This is a genomic window from Pantoea sp. ANP04, from assembly GCF_041982285.1.
In the GTDB taxonomy this organism is placed as follows: Bacteria; Pseudomonadota; Gammaproteobacteria; order Enterobacterales; family Enterobacteriaceae; genus Pantoea; species Pantoea eucalypti.
In genome coordinates this window covers 78257-99103 of record NZ_JAUTYS010000016.1, presented here as the reverse complement: position 1 = coordinate 99103, position 20847 = coordinate 78257, and the positions used below count along the sequence as shown (strand labels likewise).

Sequence of the window (20847 nt, the reverse complement as noted above, 5' to 3'; positions counted from 1 at the left end):
AAAGCAAATAGTTATGCGAAAGTGACAGGAAAGTGTCAATAGATTTAGGTCCTGCGCATGCGCACAGGACCTGGGAAGGGGATCAGGCAGGATTGGGAATATCAATGAAAGTCACATCAAGCTCGTGGTGCTGCGCCAGCCACTCGCCCAGCGCTTTTACGCCGCCGCGCTCGGTAGCGTGATGGCCTGCAGCAAAGAAGTGCAGCCCCTGCTCACGTGCGCTGTGAATGGTCTGTTCAGAGACTTCTCCAGTGATATAAGCATCGACGCCTGCGGCAGCGGCCTGGTCGATAAAGCCCTGGCCACCCCCGCTGCACCAGGCGATACGACGAATCAGCGCGGGCGCGTTGTCGCCGCAATGCAGCGGTTCACGTCCCAGTCGGTCACCGATTCGACGTGCCAGCTGCTCACCGGAGATCGGCTCAGCCAGCTCACCCCAGAACACCAGCGGCATCACTTCACCCTTTATTTCAATATCCAGCAAGTTTGCCAGCTGGGCGTTGTTGCCCAGTTCAGGATGCGCGTCGAGCGGCAGGTGCCAGCCATAGAGATTAATATCATTAGCCAGCAGAGTGCGCAGACGACGACGCTTCATACCTTTAATCGCGGCCGGTTCACTTTTCCAGAAATAGCCATGATGGACAATAATCGCATCGGCCTGACGTGCCACCGCCTCGTCCAGCAGTGCCTGACAGGCCGTCACGCCGGTGATAATCGTTTTGACCTCGCTGCGTCCCTCAACCTGTAAACCGTTGGGGGCGTAGTCACTGAAGCTGTGGCTGTCGAGGTGCTGATTGATCAGCGTCTCTAATTCGTAATGGTTCATTCAGGCTCCTTCGAGGCCTCAGGCAGCGCTTTTGGCGCGCTCAAAGGCATCTAATGTCTTTTTACGGGCGGCCTTATGATCCACGATCGGTGCCGGATAATCGAGTTTCTTGTGATGCTTCTCCGCCCAGACGTGGGGCTGGTGAATGTCGCTGTCAGGGACGTCGGCCAGTTCCGGCAGATAGTGGCGGATAAAATCCCCCTTCTCGTCGAAGCGCTCGCCCTGTGTCGTCGGATTAAAGATGCGAAAATAGGGAGCCGCGTCAGTGCCCGTCGATGCTGCCCACTGCCAGCCGCCGTTGTTCGCGGCCAGATCGCCATCGATCAGTTGCTGCATAAAATAGCGTTCGCCTTCACGCCAGTCGATCAGCAGATCTTTGACCAGGAAACTGGCTGTGATCATTCTTAAGCGGTTGTGCATCCAGCCCAGCGCCTTCATCTGACGCATCGCCGCATCGACAATCGGGTAACCCGTTCTACCCGCTTTCCAGGCGTCAAAGTGTGCGTCGTTACGCTGCCATTCAACGTTACGCGTCCAGTCGATAAACGGCTGATGCCGACACAGCTCCGGGTAGGCAACCAGCAGATGGCGGTAGAACTCACGCCAGATCAGCTCGTTCAGCCAGGTAAATGCGCGGCTGTTGTCCAGTGCATCGGGGTGCTCATGCAACACACGATGCAGGCATTGGCGGGGTGACAGCACGCCGGTCGCCAGATAAACCGACAGACGGCTGGTGGCATCCAGCGCCGGCAGGTCACGCTTCGCAGGATAATCGATAACCGGTTTAGTGGCGAAATGACGTAAACGTTTCAGCGCAGCTGCTTCGCCTGCCGGGAACAAGTCCTCATCAAAAGCCTCGGTCGGGTAGTCAAAAGCAGGAATCGGGGTGACTTTCAGCGGCGAGCCTTCACGCGGTTTCGGCGCTGGCACGCACTCCGGCAGACTCTGTTGCAAACGGCGGACAAACGCTTTGCTAAACGGCGTAAAAACCTTATACATCGAGCGGTCGCCGCTCTGCACGCTGCCGGGCGGCAGCAACAGGCTGTCATCAAAACCCTGACAAATGACGCCCGCATCATCAAGACGCTTTTCAGCCCGGGCATCGCGCTGGCGCTCGTTGACCTCATACTGATAGTTGTAGAAAAGCTGATCGACCTTTTGCTTTTCGCAGAATTCTGCCAGCGCATCAATACTGTCGCTGAAGGCATGACAGGCCTGATAGTGAAGTGGAATGCCCCGCTCAGCCAGGGCGCTCTGGACTTCCAGCAGACTGGCGTGAATAAACGCCGCCTGTTTTGGGGACATGTCATGCTGCTGCCACTGTTCTGGCGTGGAGAGGTAGAGCGCAATCACTTTTGCATCGCTGTCGCGGCAGGCGGCGTGCAGCGCCAGGTTGTCGTTGATGCGTAAATCGTTACGCAACCAGACCAGATGGGTGGTCATACTCCTCCTGAATTACTGTCCGTAGCGTAAGCACAAGGCTTCGGGATAGGGATCAAAATAACGTTGCTGTGCCAGCCACGGATGCGGGTATTCGGCCATGTAGTGCTTAAGAATGGTGATCGGCACCAGCAAGGGTTGTGTGCCCTGACGATAGCGGTCAATCAGGGTTGCCAGCTCCTGGCGCTGCGGTGAGCTCAGATGGGTGCGGAAGTAGCCCTGCACATGCATCAGTACATTGGTGTGATTGCGACGTGAGGCGGGGCGTGACATCAGTTCCATCATACGATTGCGGTACTCGAAGGCAAAGGCGTCGAGCGACTCCCACTGGCTCATTGAGGCGACAAACGGTCCCAGTTCGCGATACTTCTCCTGCGAATGTGCCAGCATCATCAGTTTGTAGCGGCTGTGAAAGGCGATTAAAGCCTGACGGGTCAGGCCATTTTCCCAAATCTGATTGAACTCGTGCAGCGCGCAGATACGACCAATAAAGTTCTCACGCAGAGCGGGATCGTGCAGACGACCATCTTCCTCCAGCGGCAGCCAGGGCATTTCGCGCTGCAGGAATTCAGCAAAAATACCAGTGCCCACTTTGCGGTTGTTATTGTTGTCAGGCTCATAGACCCGCACACGCTCCATGCCGCAGCTGGGGGACTTGGCGCACAGAATATAGCCGCAGAGATGATGCAGCGATTTTACCCGCTCGGCAGACCAGTCACGCATCTGCGTGGTGACCTCTTCTCCACCATCTTTGCTGAAGCAGAGATGCAGCTCATCGTCGCCCTGCTTTACCAGGCGTAATGCCGGGCGCGGCGTTGGCAAACCGATCGCCATTTCCGGACAGATCGGTTCAAAACGCACAAACGGGGTAAGATCGTCGGTCGCAAAAGTAAGACGCTTGTGCCCACCATCAAATCTGACGCGGTCGCCGAGCAGGCATGCACTGATTCCAACGGGGATTTTTTTGCTCATACTTGTACAACCTCAGAAATCTTGTAGAGGTTTAAGTGTAGCGCAAAATGGTCAGGAATAAAGGAGGAAAACGCGGTTCAGATCTGCTTATACTCAGAAAAAACGCAAAAAAAAGCCCGGTCAATTGACCAGGCCTGTTTTGTGGCAGTACGACTTACCAGAACGCGCCGCCACCGGCTTCAGACTGCGCCAGCCAGACCGGCTTTGCGCTGGTCTTGCACCAGACACGGTGCAGGTAACTGTAGAAACGTGCCCGGTCCTGTCGAAACAGCATGACAGGAAGCGCCAGCACGCCGAGAAAAACCACCAGCGTACGACGCGCGATAATTTTGTAACGTGGATAAGCCTGATACATGGTTCTCCTCCCGGTAAGCAAAAGTGTTTGAATGTGATCTGTGTCTGACTTTACGCCAGGTTGTGTAATTTTACTACTCATCTGACCACTTATTTGCCGCTATTTACACGGTTTAAGAATCAGCCTGTAATTAAGTTACAGATAAGTTATCGTCTGGTTACATGAGGGTTTAAACGCCCGGAAGGTGAAGCTCACGGACGGCAGCCTGTAATATTGATAAAATGGTAGTTCGGCCCCTATCCAAGGCAGGTATTGCGTGACCACGGTTTTGATCGTTGAAGATGAAAAAGAGATCCGTCGCTTTGTCCGGCTGGCGCTGGAAAATGAAGATCTTAAGGTGTTTGATGCCGATACGCTGCAGCGCGGACTGATTGAAGCGGCAACCCGTAAGCCCGATTTAGTGATCCTCGATCTTGGCCTGCCAGATGGGGATGGCACCGATTTTATCCGTGACCTGCGCCAGTGGAGCGCCATCCCGGTAATTGTATTGTCAGCGCGCAGCGATGAGCAGGATAAAATCGCCGCACTGGATGCAGGCGCGGATGACTATCTGACCAAACCTTTTGGTATTGGCGAACTGCTGGCGCGCGTCCGGGTTGCGCTGCGTCGTCATAGTGGCCAGCAACCTGATGCCAGAGTTCACTTTGCCGACGTCAGTGTCGATTTCGCCGCACGGCGGGTGCAGCGCGGCGGCAATGAGATTCACCTCACTCCAATAGAATTTCGGCTGTTGAGTATTCTGCTGAATAACGCAGGAAAGGTGCTGACACAGCGACAGCTGCTGAGCCAGGTGTGGGGACCCAATGCCGTGGAGCACAGCCACTATTTGCGCATCTATATGGGCCATCTGCGCCAGAAGCTGGAAGCGAATCCGACACAACCTGCCCATCTGCTGACCGAAACCGGGATCGGCTACCGTTTTATGCCATAAAAAAGGCGCCAGAGGCGCCTTTCATGACTGCAAACAAACTCAAATCATACTGAATCTGACCGCAACGGATAAACCCGAGGCACAGGGAACAGGGTCAGAGGAGGAAAGCGTCCCACGCCATGGATGGCGTGGGCCGAGCGTGTCATGGATGACGGCTTTTGCGTCTTTCCGATCTGACCCTGTTTCCTGTGCTGGCACGATCCCGCAACTAACCGGGGTAGAATTTGTCAGCAATCTAAAAGGCGCCAGAGGCGCCTTTTCTCATCCTGACTTATCAGGCGTTTTTCAGCACTTCACTGACAATCTCTACGGCTTCTTTCTCAATCTGCTCGCGATGTTCTGCGCCCAGGAAGCTTTCACAGTAGATTTTGTAGGCATCTTCGGTGCCTGAAGGACGGGCAGCAAACCAGCCATTCTCCGTCATCACTTTCAGACCGCCGATTGAGGCACCGTTACCTGGTGCCGCCGTCAGACGCGCGGTGATAGGATCACCCGCCAGCGTATCCGCGCTCACCATCTCTGGTGACAGCTTCGACAGTGCAGCTTTCTGCGCTGAAGTGGCGGATGCCTGCAGACGGTTGTAGCTTGGTGCGCCAAAACGCGCAGCCAGTTCATCATAATGCTGCTGCGGATTTTTACCGGTCACCGCTGTAATTTCAGCCGCCAGCAGACACATGATGATGCCATCTTTGTCCGTTGACCACGGCGTGCCGTCGAAACGCAGGAATGAAGCGCCCGCGCTCTCTTCACCGCCGAAACCGAAGCTGCCGTCATACAGACCATCAACAAACCATTTGAAACCAACCGGCACTTCCACCAGCTTGCGACCAATGTCGTTGACCACACGGTCAATCATGGCGCTGGACACCAGGGTTTTACCCACGGCAACATCCTGGCCCCACTGTGGACGATGCTGGAACAGATAGTTGATCGCAACCGCCAGATAGTGGTTTGGATTCATCAGACCCGCCGGGGTCACGATGCCGTGACGGTCATAATCGGGATCGTTGCCGAACGCCAGATCGAACTTGTCGCGGTAAGCCAGCAGGCCTGCCATTGCGCTTTCGGACGAACAGTCCATGCGCACAACGCCATCTTTATCCAGATGCATAAAGCGGAAGGTCTGATCGACTGCATCGTTTACCAGCGTCAGATCCAGCTTGTAATGCTCAGCAATACGCTGCCAGTAAGCAATACCTGAACCGCCCAGTGGATCAACACCCAGCTTCAGGCCAGCTTTCTGAATTGCCGGGAAATCGATAATCTCTGCCAGACCTTCAACGTAAGGCTGGATCAGATCTTTCTCGACCACGTGACCGCTCGCCATAGCCTGTTCAAGTGGCAGACGTTTCACCTCTTTCAGCCCATCTTTGATCAGCTGATTAGCGCGATCTTCCACCACTTTAGTGACGTTGGTATCCGCCGGTCCACCGTTAGGTGGATTGTACTTAATGCCGCCATCTTCCGGTGGGTTGTGCGAAGGTGTGATGACGATACCATCTGCCAGCGGGCCACCCGCTTTATTGTGCTCAAGAATGGCGTTGGAAATCGCAGGGGTTGGCGTATAGCCATTATCCTGCTGAACAATCACATCAACGCCGTTCGCCGCCAGGACTTCCAGAACAGACAGAATCGCCGGTTCTGACAGCGCATGAGTATCTTTACCGACGTAGCAAGGTCCGGTGATGCCGTTCTTTTTACGCTCTTCGGCAATTGCCTGAGCGATGGCCAGAATGTGCATCTCGTTGAAGCTCTGGCGCCCTGCACTGCCGCGATGGCCAGAGGTGCCAAATTTCACCGCATGTTCCGGGTTCGCCACATCGGGCTGCAGGACATAATATTGTGACGTTAATTGTGCAACGTTAATCAAATCGCTCTGCTGGGCGGGTTGCCCGGCACGTGGGTGATTGGCCATTGGCGCTGCTCCCTGACGCTTAAGTTTTTAAATGGTGCCGCAAACTTTCTCGGTCAGTTCCGCAGGGAACTGCATCGAGAGCATGATGTGTTCAACCATGCTGCATTTACGACCAGTATTGGTGTTGGTGATCACCCAGTACGGCGTGCCGGGCACATGCTTCGGCTTAGTATGGGTGCCATTCTGCAACAGCGTATGCTCATCGCCTGCAAAATAGACGCGGGTACGCCCCTGCAGCGATGCAGTAGCCTCAGCAAAGGCTGCGGTATCAAGACGATAGAGCGTTGACAAAATAAGCATAAAGCGATTCACCGCCCGCTTCTGCTCCGCATATTCATCGGAAAGCAGCAGCTCACGCACCGCGCGAACACGATCCTGCGGGCGGGAACCCACAGAGGCCTGGGACTCTTTCGCTGCCTCTTTTGACGCTGGCTGAGCAGGCGAAGCAGGTGCAGTCTGACCGGCCGTGAATTTCAGCATACGACGCAGAATGTCGGATGCGCTTTCACCAATGTGTTGCGTATGGCTGGCAATATAACGGTAGAGCTCTTCGTCAACTTCAATCGTTTTCATCTTATTCCGTACGGTTCTTTCTCATGACAGAACCACCTGTTTCCTGAAAAGCACTGAGTATAGTCAGGCAATTCAAAAGGTGTGTGGGTTCTAACATCAGGATTATAAAGTTAAATTCAGGCGGGTTGTTAGCAATCAAACGGTTTACGGGCAAAAGTCAGAATATGTCCTAATGCCACCGGAACCGGCGCACCTGAAAAGGTGAAACCATGATAACCTAAGCTCAGGTCTCAAACTTAAGAACTTTGCTATGATTTTGAACGCCCGTCTGCAAACTGAACAATCCCCTCCTGATTCCCTGCCCATCCTCCTTATCCATGGTCTGTTTGGCAGCCTGGATAACCTTGGTGTGCTGGCGCGCGGGCTGAAAGATGCCGGTCCCCTGCTGCAGGTTGATGTCCGTAACCACGGTCTTTCGCCACGATCCGACGAGATGAACTACGCTGTAATGGCGCAGGATATGGTCGACACGCTGGATGCACAGGGCATCGAACGCGTCGCGGTTATCGGTCACTCGATGGGCGGTAAAATCGCGATGACCATGAGCGCGCTGGTGCCGGATCGCATTGAGCGACTGGTGATGATCGATATCGCACCGGTGGACTACCAGACCCGCCGCCACGATGAGATTTTTGCCGGTATTCGTGCCGTCACTGATGCGGGCGTTTCATCCCGCAGCGAGGCAGCCCGCATTATGCGCACGCTGATTGATGAAGAAGGGGTTATCCAGTTTCTGCTGAAGTCATTTCAGGAGGGTGAGTGGCGCTTCAATGTGCCGGTACTGTGGGATAACTACACCACGATTTCTGGCTGGCAGCCGGTTCCTGCCTGGGATCATCCCGCGTTGTTTATTCGTGGCGGCGACTCAAACTATCTGGATAACCGCTACCGCGACGTGTTACTTCAACAGTTTCCGGCGGCTCAGGCACATGTCACTGGCGGCGCCGGGCACTGGGTTCATGCAGAGAAACCTGATGCCGTTTTGCGCAGCATTCGTCGTTTTTTTGCGCTTTAAAAGCAAATAGATGGCGGTAAAAGTTTAGGGTTGGCGTCGGGAGTACGCGTGAAGTATGATGGCGCGCTAAAATTTTGCCGCTGGTCAGTTTTGCTGCGGCAATGGCCAATAATTTATAATCTGCGCGGTGAGTGTCTGGCGCCCGCCCCCATTCAGTTTTACTAAGCCATGGCAAAAGAACAGACTGACCGCACGACGCTCGATCTCTTTGCTGATGAGCGCCGCCCCGGTCGACCCAAAACCAGTCCGCTTTCGCGTGATGAACAGCTGCGCATCAACAAGCGCAACCAGCTTAAACGTGACAAAGGACGCGGACTTCGTCGTGTCGAACTGAAAATGAACAGTGAAGCCGTCGATGCACTTAATACGCTGGCAGAACAGCGTAATCTCAGCCGCAGCGAACTGATTGAACAGATGCTGCTGGCGCAGCTCAAACTGGATTGATGCGGGCAAATCGCACGCAGGAGCAAATGTCGGGGCTTTAACCGTTCACCGGTTTTCTCTCGTCTGCTATTATTCGCTGAAATGTGCTGCGGCACACATCTCATCATCAGGATTTAAGAGGTTATTTTACTCATGGCACTCGTAGGCATCTTCTTTGGCAGCGATACCGGTAATACCGAAAACATTGCAAAAATGATCCAGAAACAGCTGGGTTCAGACGTTGCAGAAGTGCATGACATCGCGAAAAGCACAAAAGAAGATCTGGAAGCATTTGATATCCTGCTGCTGGGTATTCCAACCTGGTACTACGGTGAAGCACAGTGTGACTGGGATGACTTCTTCCCGACGCTGGAAGAGATCGACTTTAATGGCAAGCTGGTGGCGTTGTTTGGCTGCGGCGATCAGGAAGATTACGCAGAGTACTTCTGTGATGCGATGGGCACTATCCGCGACATTATTGAGCCACACGGTGCCGTGATTGTCGGACACTGGCCAACTGAGGGCTACCATTTCGAAGCCTCAAAAGGTCTGGCGGATGATACCCACTTCCTGGGTCTGGCTATCGACGAAGATCGTCAGCCTGAACTGACTAACCAGCGAGTTGATCAGTGGGTTAAGCAGATTTTTGATGAACTGCAACTGAAAGAGATCATCGAAGCGTGATGGTGTCTGACTCAATGTGAGCGCCAGCTCACATTGAGGTAATGGAAATTCCTATAGAAATAATAGCCACATTTTTTTAACTTTCTCCGTTTAATCTGTAGAATACCCGCATCGATCTTCCGCTTATTTTCTCACGCGGCAAGACTAAGCGATGTACAAACAGACATCTGCCAGAATTCTCCCCGGCCCGGTGACGCCTCCCCAGCAGCCCATGATGATTCAGGCACGCCCTCTGGTTTTCATTTCATCGCTTCAGTTCTATAATGAGACGCAAATGAGAATGAGTGTAGATCGACATTCAAGGCGACAAGCCACAAAAGTGAATATTAGTAACAGGACAAAATCCGCATGACTGACAACAACACCGCATTAAAGAAGGCTGGCCTGAAAGTGACACTGCCCAGACTGAAAATTCTGGAAGTGCTTCAGGAACCTGAGTGCCATCACGTCAGTGCGGAAGATTTGTATAAACGCCTGATTGATATCGGCGAAGAGATTGGACTGGCTACCGTTTACCGTGTGCTTAACCAGTTCGATGACGCGGGTATTGTGACGCGCCACAATTTCGAAGGCGGCAAATCGGTCTTCGAACTGACGCAGCAGCATCATCACGATCACCTGATCTGCCTGGATTGCGGCAAGGTTATTGAGTTCAGCGACGAGTCTATCGAAACGCGTCAGCGTGAAATCGCAACCCGCCACGGCATCAAGCTCACTAACCACAGCCTCTATCTTTACGGACACTGCACACTGGGCGATTGCCGGGAAAATGAAACCCTGCACGACCAGTAACGCGAGCTGAAATAAAAAAACCGGTGAATTCACCGGTTTTTTTTCGTCTGATGTCTGCTGTCAGTCAGGCGACCAGCGTCTCCTGCAGATAACGCCAGCGCGGAATAGAGCTACTGCAATCGAGAATGGCCAGCGAGATGCGGCTATTGTTATTGCCATTCATCATCTGCATTTCGCGATACTGCACGGTGATCTCTTTATCATGATGAGAGAGGATCACATGTTCGCAGGTGGCAATGCGCATCCCTTCCCGCTGCCCCTGCAACTGCCGGAAAAGATCCTCGACCTCGTTCAGATTGTACTCTTTGCCTTTAGGGGTCACCATGCGGAATTCAGGATGAAAATAGGACATCAGCAGCTCAAAACTGTCGTCTGATCCGGCGGGCTTATTAAAAATACGTTCAATGAGCTGATGTAAAACGACGACACTGTGTTTGGCTTCCTGGGCGAGAACGGTCATATTTTTTCCTTCTGTAACCCGCTGTGCGACCTCTGAGAGCGCATAGCCTACCTGAAAGCTGCTAATTCACATCCTGAAATTGATTAATTTTTTTAAACTCAGATTTCTCTCACAGTATGGCATTTAATGGATTGCAGTTAGTTCAGAACAAACGTCGGTAATGGTCGAAATAGGGACAATAAAAAAGGGCGATAAATCGCCCTTTTGTCATTTTATGAGGTCAGCCTCACCACGTTATTCGCCGGCTTTCGTCCAGGTATCACGAAGACCAACGGTACGGTTGAATACCAACTGCGAGGGCGTAGAGTAAACGCTGTCGGCGCAGAAATAACCTTCACGTTCAAACTGGAACGGTGTGGTCGGTTCTACATCGCGCAGGCTCGGTTCCACAAAGCCCTGTTTAATCGCCAGTGACTCAGGGTTGATTACCGCCAGGAAGTCCTCAGCCGCACCCGGGTTTGGCACGCTGAACAGGCGGTCATACAGACGGAACTCAGCAGGCTGCGCGTGATCGGCAGAGACCCAGTGAATCACGCCTTTGACCTTACGGCCATCAGCAGGATCTTTGCTCAGCGTATCAACATCGCTGGTGCAATAGATGCAGGTGATGTTGCCCGCTTCATCTTTAGCAATTCGCTCAGCACGAATCACGTAGGCGTTGCGCAGGCGAACTTCTTTGCCCAGCACCAGACGTTTATATTGCTTGTTCGCCTCTTCACGGAAATCTGCACGGTCGATCCAGATCTCGCGGCTGAACGGCACTTCACGCGTGCCCATCTCCGGCTTACCCGGATGATTGGGCATGGTGAGGGTTTCGCTGTGACCCGCTGGCAGGTTTTCGATCACCACTTTTAGCGGATCGAGCACCGCCATGGCACGTGGTGCATTCTCGTTAAGATCATCGCGAATACAGGATTCCAGCGAGGCCATCTCCACGATGTTATCCTGTTTGGTCACGCCAATACGACGGCAGAACTCACGGATAGAGGCTGCGGTGTAACCGCGACGACGCAGACCTGAAACGGTCAGCATGCGCGGATCGTCCCAGCCTTCTACGTGCTTCTCGGTCACCAGCTGAGTGAGTTTGCGTTTCGACATCACCGCATACTCCAGATTCAGACGCGAGAACTCGTACTGGCGCGGATGAACCGGAATGGTGATGTTATCCAGCACCCAGTCATAGAGACGGCGGTTGTCCTGAAACTCCAGCGTACACAGTGAGTGCGTGATGCCTTCCAGCGCATCGGAGATGCAGTGGGTAAAGTCATACATCGGATAGATGCACCACTTGTTACCCGTCTGGTGGTGTTCTGCGAACTTGATGCGATACAGCACCGGATCACGCATCACGATGAAACTAGAGGCCATGTCGATTTTGGCACGCAGACAGGCGCTGCCTTCGGCAAACTCACCGTTGCGCATTTTCTCAAACAGCGCCAGGTTCTCTTCCACGCTGCGATCGCGATAAGGGCTGTTTTTGCCAGGCTCTTTCAGGGTGCCGCGATATTCGCGAATCTCATCCGGACTGAGTTCATCAACGTAAGCCAGACCTTTAGAAATCAGCTCGATGGCATAATTGTAGAGCTGATCAAAATAGTTTGATGAGTAACAGACCTCACCGCTCCACTCAAAACCCAGCCACTGGACGTCACGCTTAATGGATTCAACAAATTCCATATCCTCTTTAACCGGATTGGTATCGTCGAAACGCAGGTTGCATTGCCCCTGATAATCCTGGGCGATGCCAAAATTCAGACAGATCGATTTCGCATGACCAATATGCAGATAGCCATTGGGCTCTGGCGGGAAACGGGTATGCACGCTGCTGTGCTTACCGCTCGCCAAATCTTCGTCAATGATCTGACGAATAAAGTTAGTTGGGCGGGCTTCAGCCTCACTCATCTCAAAAATCCTCAATACGAATAACGGGTGATTTGTACCACGAAGTAACGGAGTATGATCCACAAAGCGTCTGAGGGAAACAACCGTTTGTTAAGCCTTTAAAACAAAAAAGGCAGGAATCGCTTCCTGCCTGTGGGGTTCTGTTGCGGGGATTAGCCTTTCACTTCGTATAGCGGGGTTTCACCGGCTACCACCTGGCCGCGAGCCAGTAATGTCAGCCCTGCGAAGTCATCGCTGTTACTGACCACGACCGGACTCACCATTGAGCGGGCGTTCGCGTTCAGGAATTCAAGGTCCATCTCCAGCACCCGCTGACCAGCGACCACGGTGGCCCCCTCGTCAACCAGACGGGTAAAGCCTTTACCTTCCAGCTCCACGGTATCCAGTCCCATGTGTACCACTATCTCTACACCATTGTCCGTTTCCAGACAGAAGGCGTGATTGGTGTTGAAGATTTTAACCAGCGTACCCGCTATCGGTGCCACGACCCATTTGTCGCTGGGTTTGATCGCCAGACCGTCACCCACCGCTTTGCTGGCGAAGGCTTCATCCGGCACATCATCCAGTGCCACGACTTCACCGCTGACTGGTGCCAGCAGGGTTGCGATGACACGCTTCTCACTGTTCAGCACCGCCTGCGGTGCCACAGCCGGCTCAGCCGGTGCGCTGCTGGCTGTCGCTGCAGCAACCGGACCCTTGGTCAGCACTTTTTTCATGGCCGAGGCGATGCTTTCTGCCTGGGTGCCCACGATGATCTGCACGCTCTGTTTGTTAAGACGAATCACGCCGGACGCACCAAGACGCTTCGCCACACCTTCATTAACCTGAGCGGAATCATTCACATTAAGACGCAGACGGGTGATACAGGCATCGATGCTGGTTAAGTTCTCTGAACCACCCACTGCACCGATGTAACGGCGCGCCAGTGATTCAGTCGCCGTTTCACCATTGTCGGTTTTATCCACGTTGACGTCGTAACCATCACTTTCATCACCGTCAACCGCCAGCTCACGGCCTGGCGTCATCAGGTTGAATTTTTTAATCGTGAAGCGGAACACGACATAGTAGATAGCGAAGAAGACCAGCCCCTGCGGAATCAGCATGTACCAGTGTGTCGCGAGAGGATTACGGGTCGACAGCACCATATCCACCAGCCCGGCGCTGAAACCAAATCCGGCAATCCAGTGCATACTGGCAGCGATAAAGACAGAGAGACCGGTCAGAACGGCGTGGATCAGATAGAGCACCGGCGCCACGAACATAAAGGAGAATTCCAGCGGTTCGGTGATACCCGTAAAGAAGGCAGCAAACGCAGCAGCCAGCATAATACTCCCCACTTTGACGCGGTTCTCTGGACGCGCACAGTGGTAGATAGCCAGTGCTGCACCCGGCAGACCAAACATCATAATCGGGAAAAAGCCCGCCTGATAACGACCGGTAATCCCTACGGTTGCGGTTCCGTCAGCCAGTGACTGCGCACCGCCAAGGAATTTAGGAATGTCATTAATACCTGCAACGTCAAACCAGAACACGGAGTTCAGCGCGTGATGCAGACCGACCGGAATCAGCAGGCGGTTGAAGAAGGCATAGATGCCGGCACCGACAGAGCCCAGCTTCTGGATGTGTTCACCAAAGCTGACCAGGCCGTTAAACACCACTGGCCAGATGTACATCAGGATAAAAGCGACGAAGATCATCAGGAACGAGACCAGAATCGGCACCAGCCGCCGTCCGCTGAAGAAGGAGAGCGCTTTAGGCAGCTCAACATGGCTGAAGCGGTTATAGACTTCTGCTGACAGGATACCGACCAGAATACCGACAAACTGATTCTCAATTTTGCCAAACGCTGCAGGTACCTGAGCTAAAGGAATTTTCTGAATCATGGCCACCGCGGCCGGTGAGCAAAGCGTGGTGACCACCAGGAATCCGACAAAGCCGGTCAGGGCTGCCGCACCATCTTTATCTTTTGACATGCCATAGGCGATACCAATCGCAAACAGGACTGACATGTGCTCAATGATGGCAGAACCTGATTTGATCAGTAAGGCAGCCAGCGCATTGCCTGCACCCCAGCTGTCTGGATCAATCCAGTAGCCAACCCCCATTAGTATTGCTGCTGCTGGCAGGGTAGCGACCGGCACCATCAGTGCACGCCCCACCTTTTGTAAGTAACCTAACATAACCCTTCCCCCTATGAGCCTGACTTGTCGCTTTGCGCTGCTTAATGTTGTTGTGTCAGCTGCAAAGATCGTTAATACACTTCATATCACGCAGCGAAGTGTAATAATAAATTAATTCGCTTCGCAAATTAAAACCCTGCCAGATGTGATTTTTATCACTAAAAAACATCGTGTCATACGGCAACATCTGGCAATGACTGCAAACTTATTTTATGATCCGAAATATTGAATTGCGCTCCGCCCGTGGCGAGAATAGAAAATCTGCTCAGGCTGATGAGTAACGCAACGGTTTAGCGATCCCCTTTCCATTTTCTAATGAGGTGAAACATGAGACTGATTCCTTTAGCGACGCCAACTCAGGTAGGCAAATGGGCCGCCCGACATATTGTTAACCGCATCAATGCATTTAATCCGACGGCGGATAAACCTTTTGTTCTGGGTCTGCCGACCGGCGGCACACCCCTGGAGGCGTACAAGCACCTGATTGATATGCATAAAGCGGGCCAGGTCAGTTTTAAGCATGTCGTCACCTTCAATATGGACGAATATGTTGGCCTGCCGAAAGAGCATCCGGAAAGCTATCACAGTTTTATGTATCGCAATTTCTTTGATCACGTTGATATTCAACCGGAAAATATCAACCTGCTGAATGGTAATGCGCCGGATATTGACGCAGAATGTCGTCAGTACGAAGAGAAAATTCGCACGCTGGGTAAAATTCACCTGTTTATGGGCGGTGTCGGTAACGACGGTCATATCGCCTTTAACGAGCCGGCTTCTTCACTGGCCTCCCGTACCCGCATTAAAACCCTGACGCATGACACCCGCGTGGCAAACTCTCGCTTCTTTAACGGCGATGTTGATCAGGTGCCTAAATATGCCCTTACCGTGGGCGTCGGTACGCTGCTGGATGCAGAAGAAGTGATGATTCTGGTTACCGGCCATGTTAAAGCGCAGGCACTGCAGGCGGCGGTCGAAGGCAATGTGAATCATATGTGGACAATCAGCTGTCTGCAGCTGCATGCCAAATCGGTGGTGGTCTGTGATGAACCCGCCACCATGGAACTGAAAGTGAAAACCGTGAAATATTTCCGCGAAATGGAAGCGGAAAATATGAAAGGCGTGTAACAGAACATTGTCGTGCCCTGCTGTTACGCTGAGTGACAGCAGGCCAGGACGGGAGAAAAGAGATGTACGCATTAGTAAACGGTCGAATTTACAGTGGCCATGAGGTTCTGGACAATCATGCCGTCGTGGTGGCTGACGGGCTTATTGCACGCGTCTGCCCGCGTGAATCGCTCCCGGCCAATATTGAGCAGCGGGATATGGCGGGCGCGATGATTGCGCCAGGTTTTATCGATCTTCAGCTCAACGGCTGCGGCGGTGTGCAGTTCAATGACAGCCTGGATGCACTGAGTATCGAAACCCTGGAAACGATGCAGCGCGCCAATGAGAAGTCTGGCTGCACCAGCTTTTTACCGACGCTGATTACCAGCAGCGATGCCCTGATGACGCGTGCGATTGAAACCATGCGCGCCTATCTGCAGAAACATCAGCATCAGGCCCTGGGTCTGCATCTGGAAGGGCCCTGGCTGAGTAAGGCGAAAAAAGGCACCCACGATCCGGCGCTGATTCGCCTGCCGGATGCTGCGATGGTGCAGTATCTTTGTGACAACGCAGACGTCATCACCAAAGTCACGCTGGCACCGGAAAACGCCGGCAGCGAGGTGATTCGTCAGCTGACAGACGCCGGAATCATCGTTTCAGCGGGTCACTCGAATGCGACTTATGAAGAGGCGAAAGCGGGTTTTTCTGCTGGTGTGCGTTTCGCAACGCACCTCTACAACGCCATGCCGACATTTGCCGGCCGTGAACCCGGGCTTATCGGTGCGCTGTTTGATTCACCTGATGTATACTGCGGCATTATTGCGGATGGTTTACATGTACATTACGCTAACGTACGGAATGCAAAGCGCATTAAAGGCGACAAACTGGTGCTGGTAACGGATGCCACTGCCCCCGCTGGTGCTGACATCAGCGAGTTTATTTTTGCAGGCAAAACAATCTATTATCGTGATGGGCTTTGTGTCGACGAAAACGGCACATTAAGTGGTTCTGCCCTGACGATGATCGAAGCGGTACAAAACAGCGTCGAGCATGTGGGTATCGCACTGGATGAAGCGTTGCGCATGGCATCACTTTACCCGGCACGGGCGATGGGCGTGGAAAGGCAGTTGGGCTCGATCGAAGCAGGAAAAATCGCGAACCTGACTGTGTTTACGCGCGACTTTAAAATCATTAAGACGTTTGTCAACGGAGACGACGTCCTGAGCGAGTAAGCACTGAATGACCACTGGCGGCCAGTCACAAATAGGAAATGTCGATCTTGTTAAGCAACTCAATAGCGCAGCGGTTTACCGGCTGATTGATCAACAGGGGCCGATATCGCGCATTCAGATTGCTGAACTCAGTCAGCTTGCCCCCGCCAGTGTCACCAAAATTACCCGCCAGTTGATTGAGCGCGGCCTGATCAAAGAGGTAGACCAGCAGGCCTCTACCGGTGGTCGCCGCGCCATTTCGATTATTACTGAAACCCGCCATTTCCATACCATCGGCGTCCGTCTCGGACGCAATGATGCCACCCTGACCCTTTTCGACCTCAGTGGTAAATCACTGGCACAGGAAGATTACGCCCTGCCGGAACGCACTCAGGAGACGCTGGAACATGCGCTGTTTAACGCCATCAGCAGCTTCATTGAGCAGCACCAGCGCAAAATACGCGAGCTGATCGCGATTTCCGTTATCCTGCCAGGGCTGGTCGATCCGATTAACGGCGTCATCCGCTATATGCCGCATATTTCCGTCAGCCACTGGCCGCTGGTCGCCAGTCTGAAAAAACGTTTCAACGTCACGAGCTTTGTCGGTCACGACATCCGCAGTCTGGCCCTGGCCGAGCACTACTTCGGTGCAAGCCGTGACTGTGCAGACTCAATTCTGGTGCGCTTACACCGTGGCACCGGTGCCGGCATTATTGCTAACGGCCATATCTTTCTTGGCAGCAACGGCAACGTCGGCGAGATCGGCCATATTCAGGTCGATCCCCTTGGTGAACGCTGCCACTGCGGCAACTTTGGCTGCCTTGAAACCATTGCCGCCAACGGCGCCATTGAAAATCGCGTACGACATCTGTTGAGTCAGGGCCATCCCAGCACACTGACGCTGGAGGCGAGCCAGATGTCCCATATCTGCAAAGCGGCCAATCAGGGGGATGCGCTGGCGTGTGAAGTGATCGAGCATGTTGGCCGTTATCTTGGCAAAGCTATCGCAATCGCAATCAACCTGTTTAATCCACAAAAAGTGGTGCTGGCGGGTGAGATCACAGAGGCCGAAAAAGTGCTGCTGCCCGCTATCGAAGGCTGCATCAATACCCAGGCCTTAGCCGCCTTTCGCAAAAATCTGCCGGTTGTGCGCTCCACCCTGGATCATCGTTCTGCCATTGGCGCGTTTGCGCTCGCCAAACGTGCCATGCTTAACGGCATTCTGCTGCAACATCTTCTGGAAGACTAAGCTAACCCGCTGCTGTGGCGGGCCACATCGGATCTGACTATGACCATTAAAAGCGTAATTTGTGATATCGATGGCGTGCTGATGCACGACAACACGGCCGTTCCCGGCGCGCAGGAATTTTTACAGCGCATTCTGGCCAAAGAGATGCCGCTGGTGGTGCTGACAAACTATCCCTCGCAAACCGAGCAGGATCTGGCTAACCGTTTTGCCTCGGCCGGTGTTGAGGTTCCTGAATCCGTTTTCTATACCTCGGCAATGGCCACAGCCGATTTCCTGCGCCGTCAGGAAGGCAAAAAGGCCTATGTCATTGGTGAGGGCGCGCTGATTCACGAACTCTACAAAGCGGGCTTTACGATTACTGATGTGAATCCCGACTTCGTGATTGTCGGTGAGACACGCTCGTTTAACTGGGACATGATGCATAAAGCGGCTTTTTTCGTGGCTAACGGCGCTCGCTTCATTGCCACTAACCCGGATACGCATGCGCGCGGTTTTATTCCTGCCTGTGGCGCGCTTTGTGCGGGTATCGAGAAAATCTCTGGTCGTCGCCCGTTTGTTGTTGGCAAACCCAGCCCCTACATCATGCGCGCCGCGCTGAACAAAATGCAGGCTCACTCTGAAGAGACGGTCATTGTTGGCGACAATCTGCGAACCGATATTCTGGCCGGTTTTCAGGCGGGTCTGGAAACGGTGCTGGTTCTCTCTGGCGTCTCCACGCTGACGGATATTGATGCTATGCCGTTCCGCCCGGACTGGATCTACCCTTCTGTTGCCGATATTGACCTGTTCTGATTCATTTCTCTTATGACGCATCCGGCTAATCTGTGATGCGTCCCCCTTTTTTTCCCCTGTTCCCGCAGGTTTCACTGCCTGTTTTTTGTTCACAAAAGCCATTCCATTGCTGATCCATCAACAAAACAACGTTTAAATTATCGTTTATTCAAAATTATTGCCATGTGAACAATATTTTTATCAGTAAATCACGATTCCTCTTGCATTGAATGCACTAAATAGCGCATTTTCTTATGTATCACGCAGCGACAGGCTGCCGGACAAACGTAAAAGATAACATCGCCGTAAGGTGAGCTCAGGAGTCAGTTATGTGTTCAATTTTTGGTGTGCTGGATCTGAAAACCGATCCTGTTGAGCTGCGCAAAAAAGCGCTGGAATGTTCACGCTTAATGCGTCATCGCGGCCCGGACTGGTCAGGCGTCTTCGCCGATGATCATGCTATTCTGGCGCATGAACGCCTCTCAATTGTTGACGTTAACAATGGCGCACAGCCGCTGTACAACGCCGATCACACCCACGTACTGGCGGTTAACGGCGAAATTTACAACCATCAGGCACTGCGCGCTGAACTCAGCGATCGCTACGAATTTCAGACCGGCTCTGACTGTGAAGTCATTCTGGCGCTCTATCAGGAGAAAGGTGTCGATTTCCTCGACGAGCTGGAAGGCATGTTCGCCTTTATCCTCTATGACACCGTTAAAAAAACCTGGCTGATTGGTCGCGACCACATTGGCATCATCCCGCTCTATATGGGTAACGATGAGCACGGCAACCTGTTTGTTGCTTCAGAAATGAAAGCGCTGGTGCCAGCCTGCCGTTCCATCAAAGAATTCCCGCCGGGAAGCTATCTCTCCAGCACCGATGGTGAAATCCGTCGTTACTGGCAGCGTGACTGGATGGAATACAAAAACGTTGAGCACAACACCACCGACGCCGCTGGCCTGAAGCATGCGCTGGAAGAGTCCGTGAAAAGCCACCTGATGTCAGATGTACCTTACGGTGTGCTGCTGTCAGGCGGTCTGGACTCCTCCATCATTTCAGCTGTGACCAAGCGTTTTGCAGCAAAGCGGGTTGAGGATCAGGACAAAAGTGATGCCTGGTGGCCGCAACTGCACTCCTTCGCAGTCGGACTGGAAGGTTCACCCGATTTAAAAGCGGCGAAAACCGTAGCGGAACATCTGGGCACCGTGCACCACGAAATTCATTTCACCGTTCAGGAAGGACTGGATGCGATTCGCGATGTGATTTATCACATTGAAACTTATGACGTCACCACTATTCGCGCCTCTACGCCGATGTATTTAATGTCGCGTAAAATCAAAGCGATGGGCATTAAGATGGTGCTGTCTGGCGAAGGCGCAGATGAAGTCTTCGGCGGCTATCTCTATTTCCATAAGGCGCCAAACGACAAAGAGTTCCACGAAGAAAACGTGCGTAAACTGCAGGCGCTGCATATGTTCGACTGCGCCCGTGCTAACAAAGCGATGTCAGCCTGGGGCGTTGAGGCACGTGTACCCTTCCTGGATAAAAAATTCCTGGATGTGGCGATGCGGATTAACCCGGCCGACAAAATGTGTGGCAGCAACGGTAAAATGGAGAAGCACATTCTGCGTGAATGTTTCTCCTCTTACCTGCCAGAGAGCGTGGCGTGGCGTCAGAAAGAGCAGTTCTCGGATGGCGTGGGGTACAGCTGGATCGACTCACTGAAAGAAGTCGCGGCGAAGCAAATCAGCGATCAGCAGCTGGCAACCGCCCACTTCCGTTTCCCGTTCAACACGCCAGGTTCGAAAGAAGCGTATCTTTATCGTGAGATCTTCGAAGAGCTGTTCCCATTAGCGAGCGCGGCAGAATGTGTGCCTGGTGGTCCATCGGTCGCCTGTTCTTCTGCCAAAGCAATTGAGTGGGATGAAGCGTTTAAAAACATGGACGATCCATCCGGACGTGCCGTCGGTGTGCATCAGTCAGCTTACAAATAAGCAGGCAGAGAGCCGTCAGAATGGGCCCGCTGCGGCCCATTTTT

At 53.1% G+C, this 20847-nt stretch carries 19 protein-coding genes; 10 read left to right on the top strand and 9 right to left on the bottom strand.

The window, feature by feature from the left end:
• Positions 1-82 precede the first annotated feature (82 nt).
• The 4 genes from Q7C21_RS19325 to Q7C21_RS19310 form a co-directional block, all read right to left on the bottom strand.
• Complete coding sequence (locus Q7C21_RS19325; protein ID WP_003853180.1) at positions 83-826, bottom strand: type 2 GTP cyclohydrolase I; 744 nt, start codon at positions 824-826, stop codon at positions 83-85.
• A gap of 18 nt (positions 827-844) precedes the next feature.
• Positions 845-2269, bottom strand: coding sequence for a deoxyribodipyrimidine photo-lyase (phrB, locus tag Q7C21_RS19320; RefSeq protein ID WP_375151037.1), 1425 nt, complete (start codon positions 2267-2269; stop codon positions 845-847).
• 12 nt (positions 2270-2281) lie between these two features.
• Positions 2282-3238: a YbgA family protein gene (locus tag Q7C21_RS19315; protein ID WP_375151036.1), complete on the bottom strand. Its 957-nt coding sequence runs from the start codon at positions 3236-3238 to the stop codon at positions 2282-2284.
• Positions 3239-3392: 154 nt separating this feature from the next.
• The gene (locus tag Q7C21_RS19310; RefSeq protein WP_003853189.1) at positions 3393-3593 is read right to left on the bottom strand and encodes a YbfA family protein; all 201 of its coding nucleotides are present in this window, start codon (positions 3591-3593) and stop codon (positions 3393-3395) included.
• Positions 3594-3849: 256 nt separating this feature from the next.
• On the opposite strand from Q7C21_RS19310, the gene kdpE reads away from it, so the two are divergent.
• A complete protein-coding gene (gene kdpE / locus Q7C21_RS19305) occupies positions 3850-4524 on the top strand; it encodes a two-component system response regulator KdpE (RefSeq protein WP_003853190.1) in 675 nt (224 codons plus the stop codon).
• A 274-nt stretch (positions 4525-4798) separates the two neighbouring features.
• Here kdpE and pgm read toward each other — a convergent pair whose 3' ends face one another.
• Both pgm and seqA read right to left on the bottom strand, forming a co-directional pair.
• Positions 4799-6439 carry a phosphoglucomutase (alpha-D-glucose-1,6-bisphosphate-dependent) gene (gene pgm / locus Q7C21_RS19300; protein WP_008925011.1) on the bottom strand — a complete coding sequence of 547 codons (1641 nt, stop codon included), beginning with the start codon at positions 6437-6439 and terminating at the stop codon, positions 4799-4801.
• A gap of 27 nt (positions 6440-6466) precedes the next feature.
• Entirely contained in the window at positions 6467-7012 is a 546-nt protein-coding gene (gene seqA / locus Q7C21_RS19295; protein WP_008925010.1) for a replication initiation negative regulator SeqA, read from the bottom strand.
• A 250-nt stretch (positions 7013-7262) separates the two neighbouring features.
• Between seqA and ybfF the strand changes: the two genes are divergently transcribed.
• From ybfF to fur, 4 genes are all read left to right on the top strand, one after another.
• The gene (ybfF, locus tag Q7C21_RS19290; RefSeq protein WP_375151035.1) at positions 7263-8027 is read left to right on the top strand and encodes an esterase; all 765 of its coding nucleotides are present in this window, start codon (positions 7263-7265) and stop codon (positions 8025-8027) included.
• A 168-nt stretch (positions 8028-8195) separates the two neighbouring features.
• Positions 8196-8471, top strand: a complete 276-nt coding sequence (ybfE, locus tag Q7C21_RS19285) for a LexA regulated protein (RefSeq protein WP_003852811.1) — start codon at positions 8196-8198, stop codon at positions 8469-8471.
• A 132-nt stretch (positions 8472-8603) separates the two neighbouring features.
• The gene (gene fldA / locus Q7C21_RS19280; protein WP_003852808.1) at positions 8604-9134 is read left to right on the top strand and encodes a flavodoxin FldA; all 531 of its coding nucleotides are present in this window, start codon (positions 8604-8606) and stop codon (positions 9132-9134) included.
• A 348-nt stretch (positions 9135-9482) separates the two neighbouring features.
• Positions 9483-9926: a ferric iron uptake transcriptional regulator gene (gene fur / locus Q7C21_RS19275; RefSeq protein WP_003852805.1), complete on the top strand. Its 444-nt coding sequence runs from the start codon at positions 9483-9485 to the stop codon at positions 9924-9926.
• Positions 9927-9990: 64 nt separating this feature from the next.
• Here the strand turns inward: fur and Q7C21_RS19270 are convergent, their stop codons facing one another.
• The 3 genes from Q7C21_RS19270 to nagE form a co-directional block, all read right to left on the bottom strand.
• Entirely contained in the window at positions 9991-10386 is a 396-nt protein-coding gene (locus tag Q7C21_RS19270) for a hypothetical protein (RefSeq protein WP_003852803.1), read from the bottom strand.
• A gap of 234 nt (positions 10387-10620) precedes the next feature.
• Positions 10621-12288 (bottom strand): glutamine--tRNA ligase, encoded by a 1668-nt coding sequence (gene glnS / locus Q7C21_RS19265; protein WP_008925009.1) that lies wholly within the window; start codon positions 12286-12288, stop codon positions 10621-10623.
• Between the two features lie 152 nt (positions 12289-12440).
• Entirely contained in the window at positions 12441-14468 is a 2028-nt protein-coding gene (nagE, locus tag Q7C21_RS19260) for an N-acetylglucosamine-specific PTS transporter subunit IIBC (RefSeq protein ID WP_375151034.1), read from the bottom strand.
• Positions 14469-14795: 327 nt separating this feature from the next.
• Between nagE and nagB the strand changes: the two genes are divergently transcribed.
• The 5 genes from nagB (at position 14796) to asnB (ending at position 20803) form a co-directional block, all read left to right on the top strand.
• Positions 14796-15596: a glucosamine-6-phosphate deaminase gene (gene nagB / locus Q7C21_RS19255; RefSeq protein WP_003852796.1), complete on the top strand. Its 801-nt coding sequence runs from the start codon at positions 14796-14798 to the stop codon at positions 15594-15596.
• Between the two features lie 62 nt (positions 15597-15658).
• Positions 15659-16807 carry an N-acetylglucosamine-6-phosphate deacetylase gene (nagA, locus tag Q7C21_RS19250; RefSeq protein WP_182630015.1) on the top strand — a complete coding sequence of 383 codons (1149 nt, stop codon included), beginning with the start codon at positions 15659-15661 and terminating at the stop codon, positions 16805-16807.
• 7 nt (positions 16808-16814) lie between these two features.
• Complete coding sequence (locus Q7C21_RS19245; protein ID WP_003852792.1) at positions 16815-18035, top strand: N-acetylglucosamine repressor; 1221 nt, start codon at positions 16815-16817, stop codon at positions 18033-18035.
• Between the two features lie 39 nt (positions 18036-18074).
• Entirely contained in the window at positions 18075-18827 is a 753-nt protein-coding gene (locus Q7C21_RS19240; RefSeq protein WP_003852790.1) for an HAD-IIA family hydrolase, read from the top strand.
• 308 nt (positions 18828-19135) lie between these two features.
• Positions 19136-20803 (top strand): asparagine synthase B, encoded by a 1668-nt coding sequence (gene asnB / locus Q7C21_RS19235; RefSeq protein WP_375151033.1) that lies wholly within the window; start codon positions 19136-19138, stop codon positions 20801-20803.
• The last annotated feature ends 44 nt before the right edge of the window (positions 20804-20847 follow it).

What these genes read in the sequence shown, in the direction of transcription:
- Q7C21_RS19325 (WP_003853180.1), bottom strand. Translation starts at nt 826, where the DNA reads ATGAACCATTACGAATTAGAGACGCTGATCAATCAGCACCTCGACAGC.
- phrB (WP_375151037.1), bottom strand. Translation starts at nt 2,269, where the DNA reads ATGACCACCCATCTGGTCTGGTTGCGTAACGATTTACGCATCAACGAC.
- Q7C21_RS19315 (WP_375151036.1), bottom strand. Translation starts at nt 3,238, where the DNA reads ATGAGCAAAAAAATCCCCGTTGGAATCAGTGCATGCCTGCTCGGCGAC.
- Q7C21_RS19310 (WP_003853189.1), bottom strand. Translation starts at nt 3,593, where the DNA reads ATGTATCAGGCTTATCCACGTTACAAAATTATCGCGCGTCGTACGCTG.
- pgm (WP_008925011.1), bottom strand. Translation starts at nt 6,439, where the DNA reads ATGGCCAATCACCCACGTGCCGGGCAACCCGCCCAGCAGAGCGATTTG.
- seqA (WP_008925010.1), bottom strand. Translation starts at nt 7,012, where the DNA reads ATGAAAACGATTGAAGTTGACGAAGAGCTCTACCGTTATATTGCCAGC.
- ybfF (WP_375151035.1), top strand. Translation starts at nt 7,263, where the DNA reads ATGATTTTGAACGCCCGTCTGCAAACTGAACAATCCCCTCCTGATTCC.
- ybfE (WP_003852811.1), top strand. Translation starts at nt 8,196, where the DNA reads ATGGCAAAAGAACAGACTGACCGCACGACGCTCGATCTCTTTGCTGAT.
- fldA (WP_003852808.1), top strand. Translation starts at nt 8,604, where the DNA reads ATGGCACTCGTAGGCATCTTCTTTGGCAGCGATACCGGTAATACCGAA.
- fur (WP_003852805.1), top strand. Translation starts at nt 9,483, where the DNA reads ATGACTGACAACAACACCGCATTAAAGAAGGCTGGCCTGAAAGTGACA.
- Q7C21_RS19270 (WP_003852803.1), bottom strand. Translation starts at nt 10,386, where the DNA reads ATGACCGTTCTCGCCCAGGAAGCCAAACACAGTGTCGTCGTTTTACAT.
- glnS (WP_008925009.1), bottom strand. Translation starts at nt 12,288, where the DNA reads ATGAGTGAGGCTGAAGCCCGCCCAACTAACTTTATTCGTCAGATCATT.
- nagE (WP_375151034.1), bottom strand. Translation starts at nt 14,468, where the DNA reads ATGTTAGGTTACTTACAAAAGGTGGGGCGTGCACTGATGGTGCCGGTC.
- nagB (WP_003852796.1), top strand. Translation starts at nt 14,796, where the DNA reads ATGAGACTGATTCCTTTAGCGACGCCAACTCAGGTAGGCAAATGGGCC.
- nagA (WP_182630015.1), top strand. Translation starts at nt 15,659, where the DNA reads ATGTACGCATTAGTAAACGGTCGAATTTACAGTGGCCATGAGGTTCTG.
- Q7C21_RS19245 (WP_003852792.1), top strand. Translation starts at nt 16,815, where the DNA reads ATGACCACTGGCGGCCAGTCACAAATAGGAAATGTCGATCTTGTTAAG.
- Q7C21_RS19240 (WP_003852790.1), top strand. Translation starts at nt 18,075, where the DNA reads ATGACCATTAAAAGCGTAATTTGTGATATCGATGGCGTGCTGATGCAC.
- asnB (WP_375151033.1), top strand. Translation starts at nt 19,136, where the DNA reads ATGTGTTCAATTTTTGGTGTGCTGGATCTGAAAACCGATCCTGTTGAG.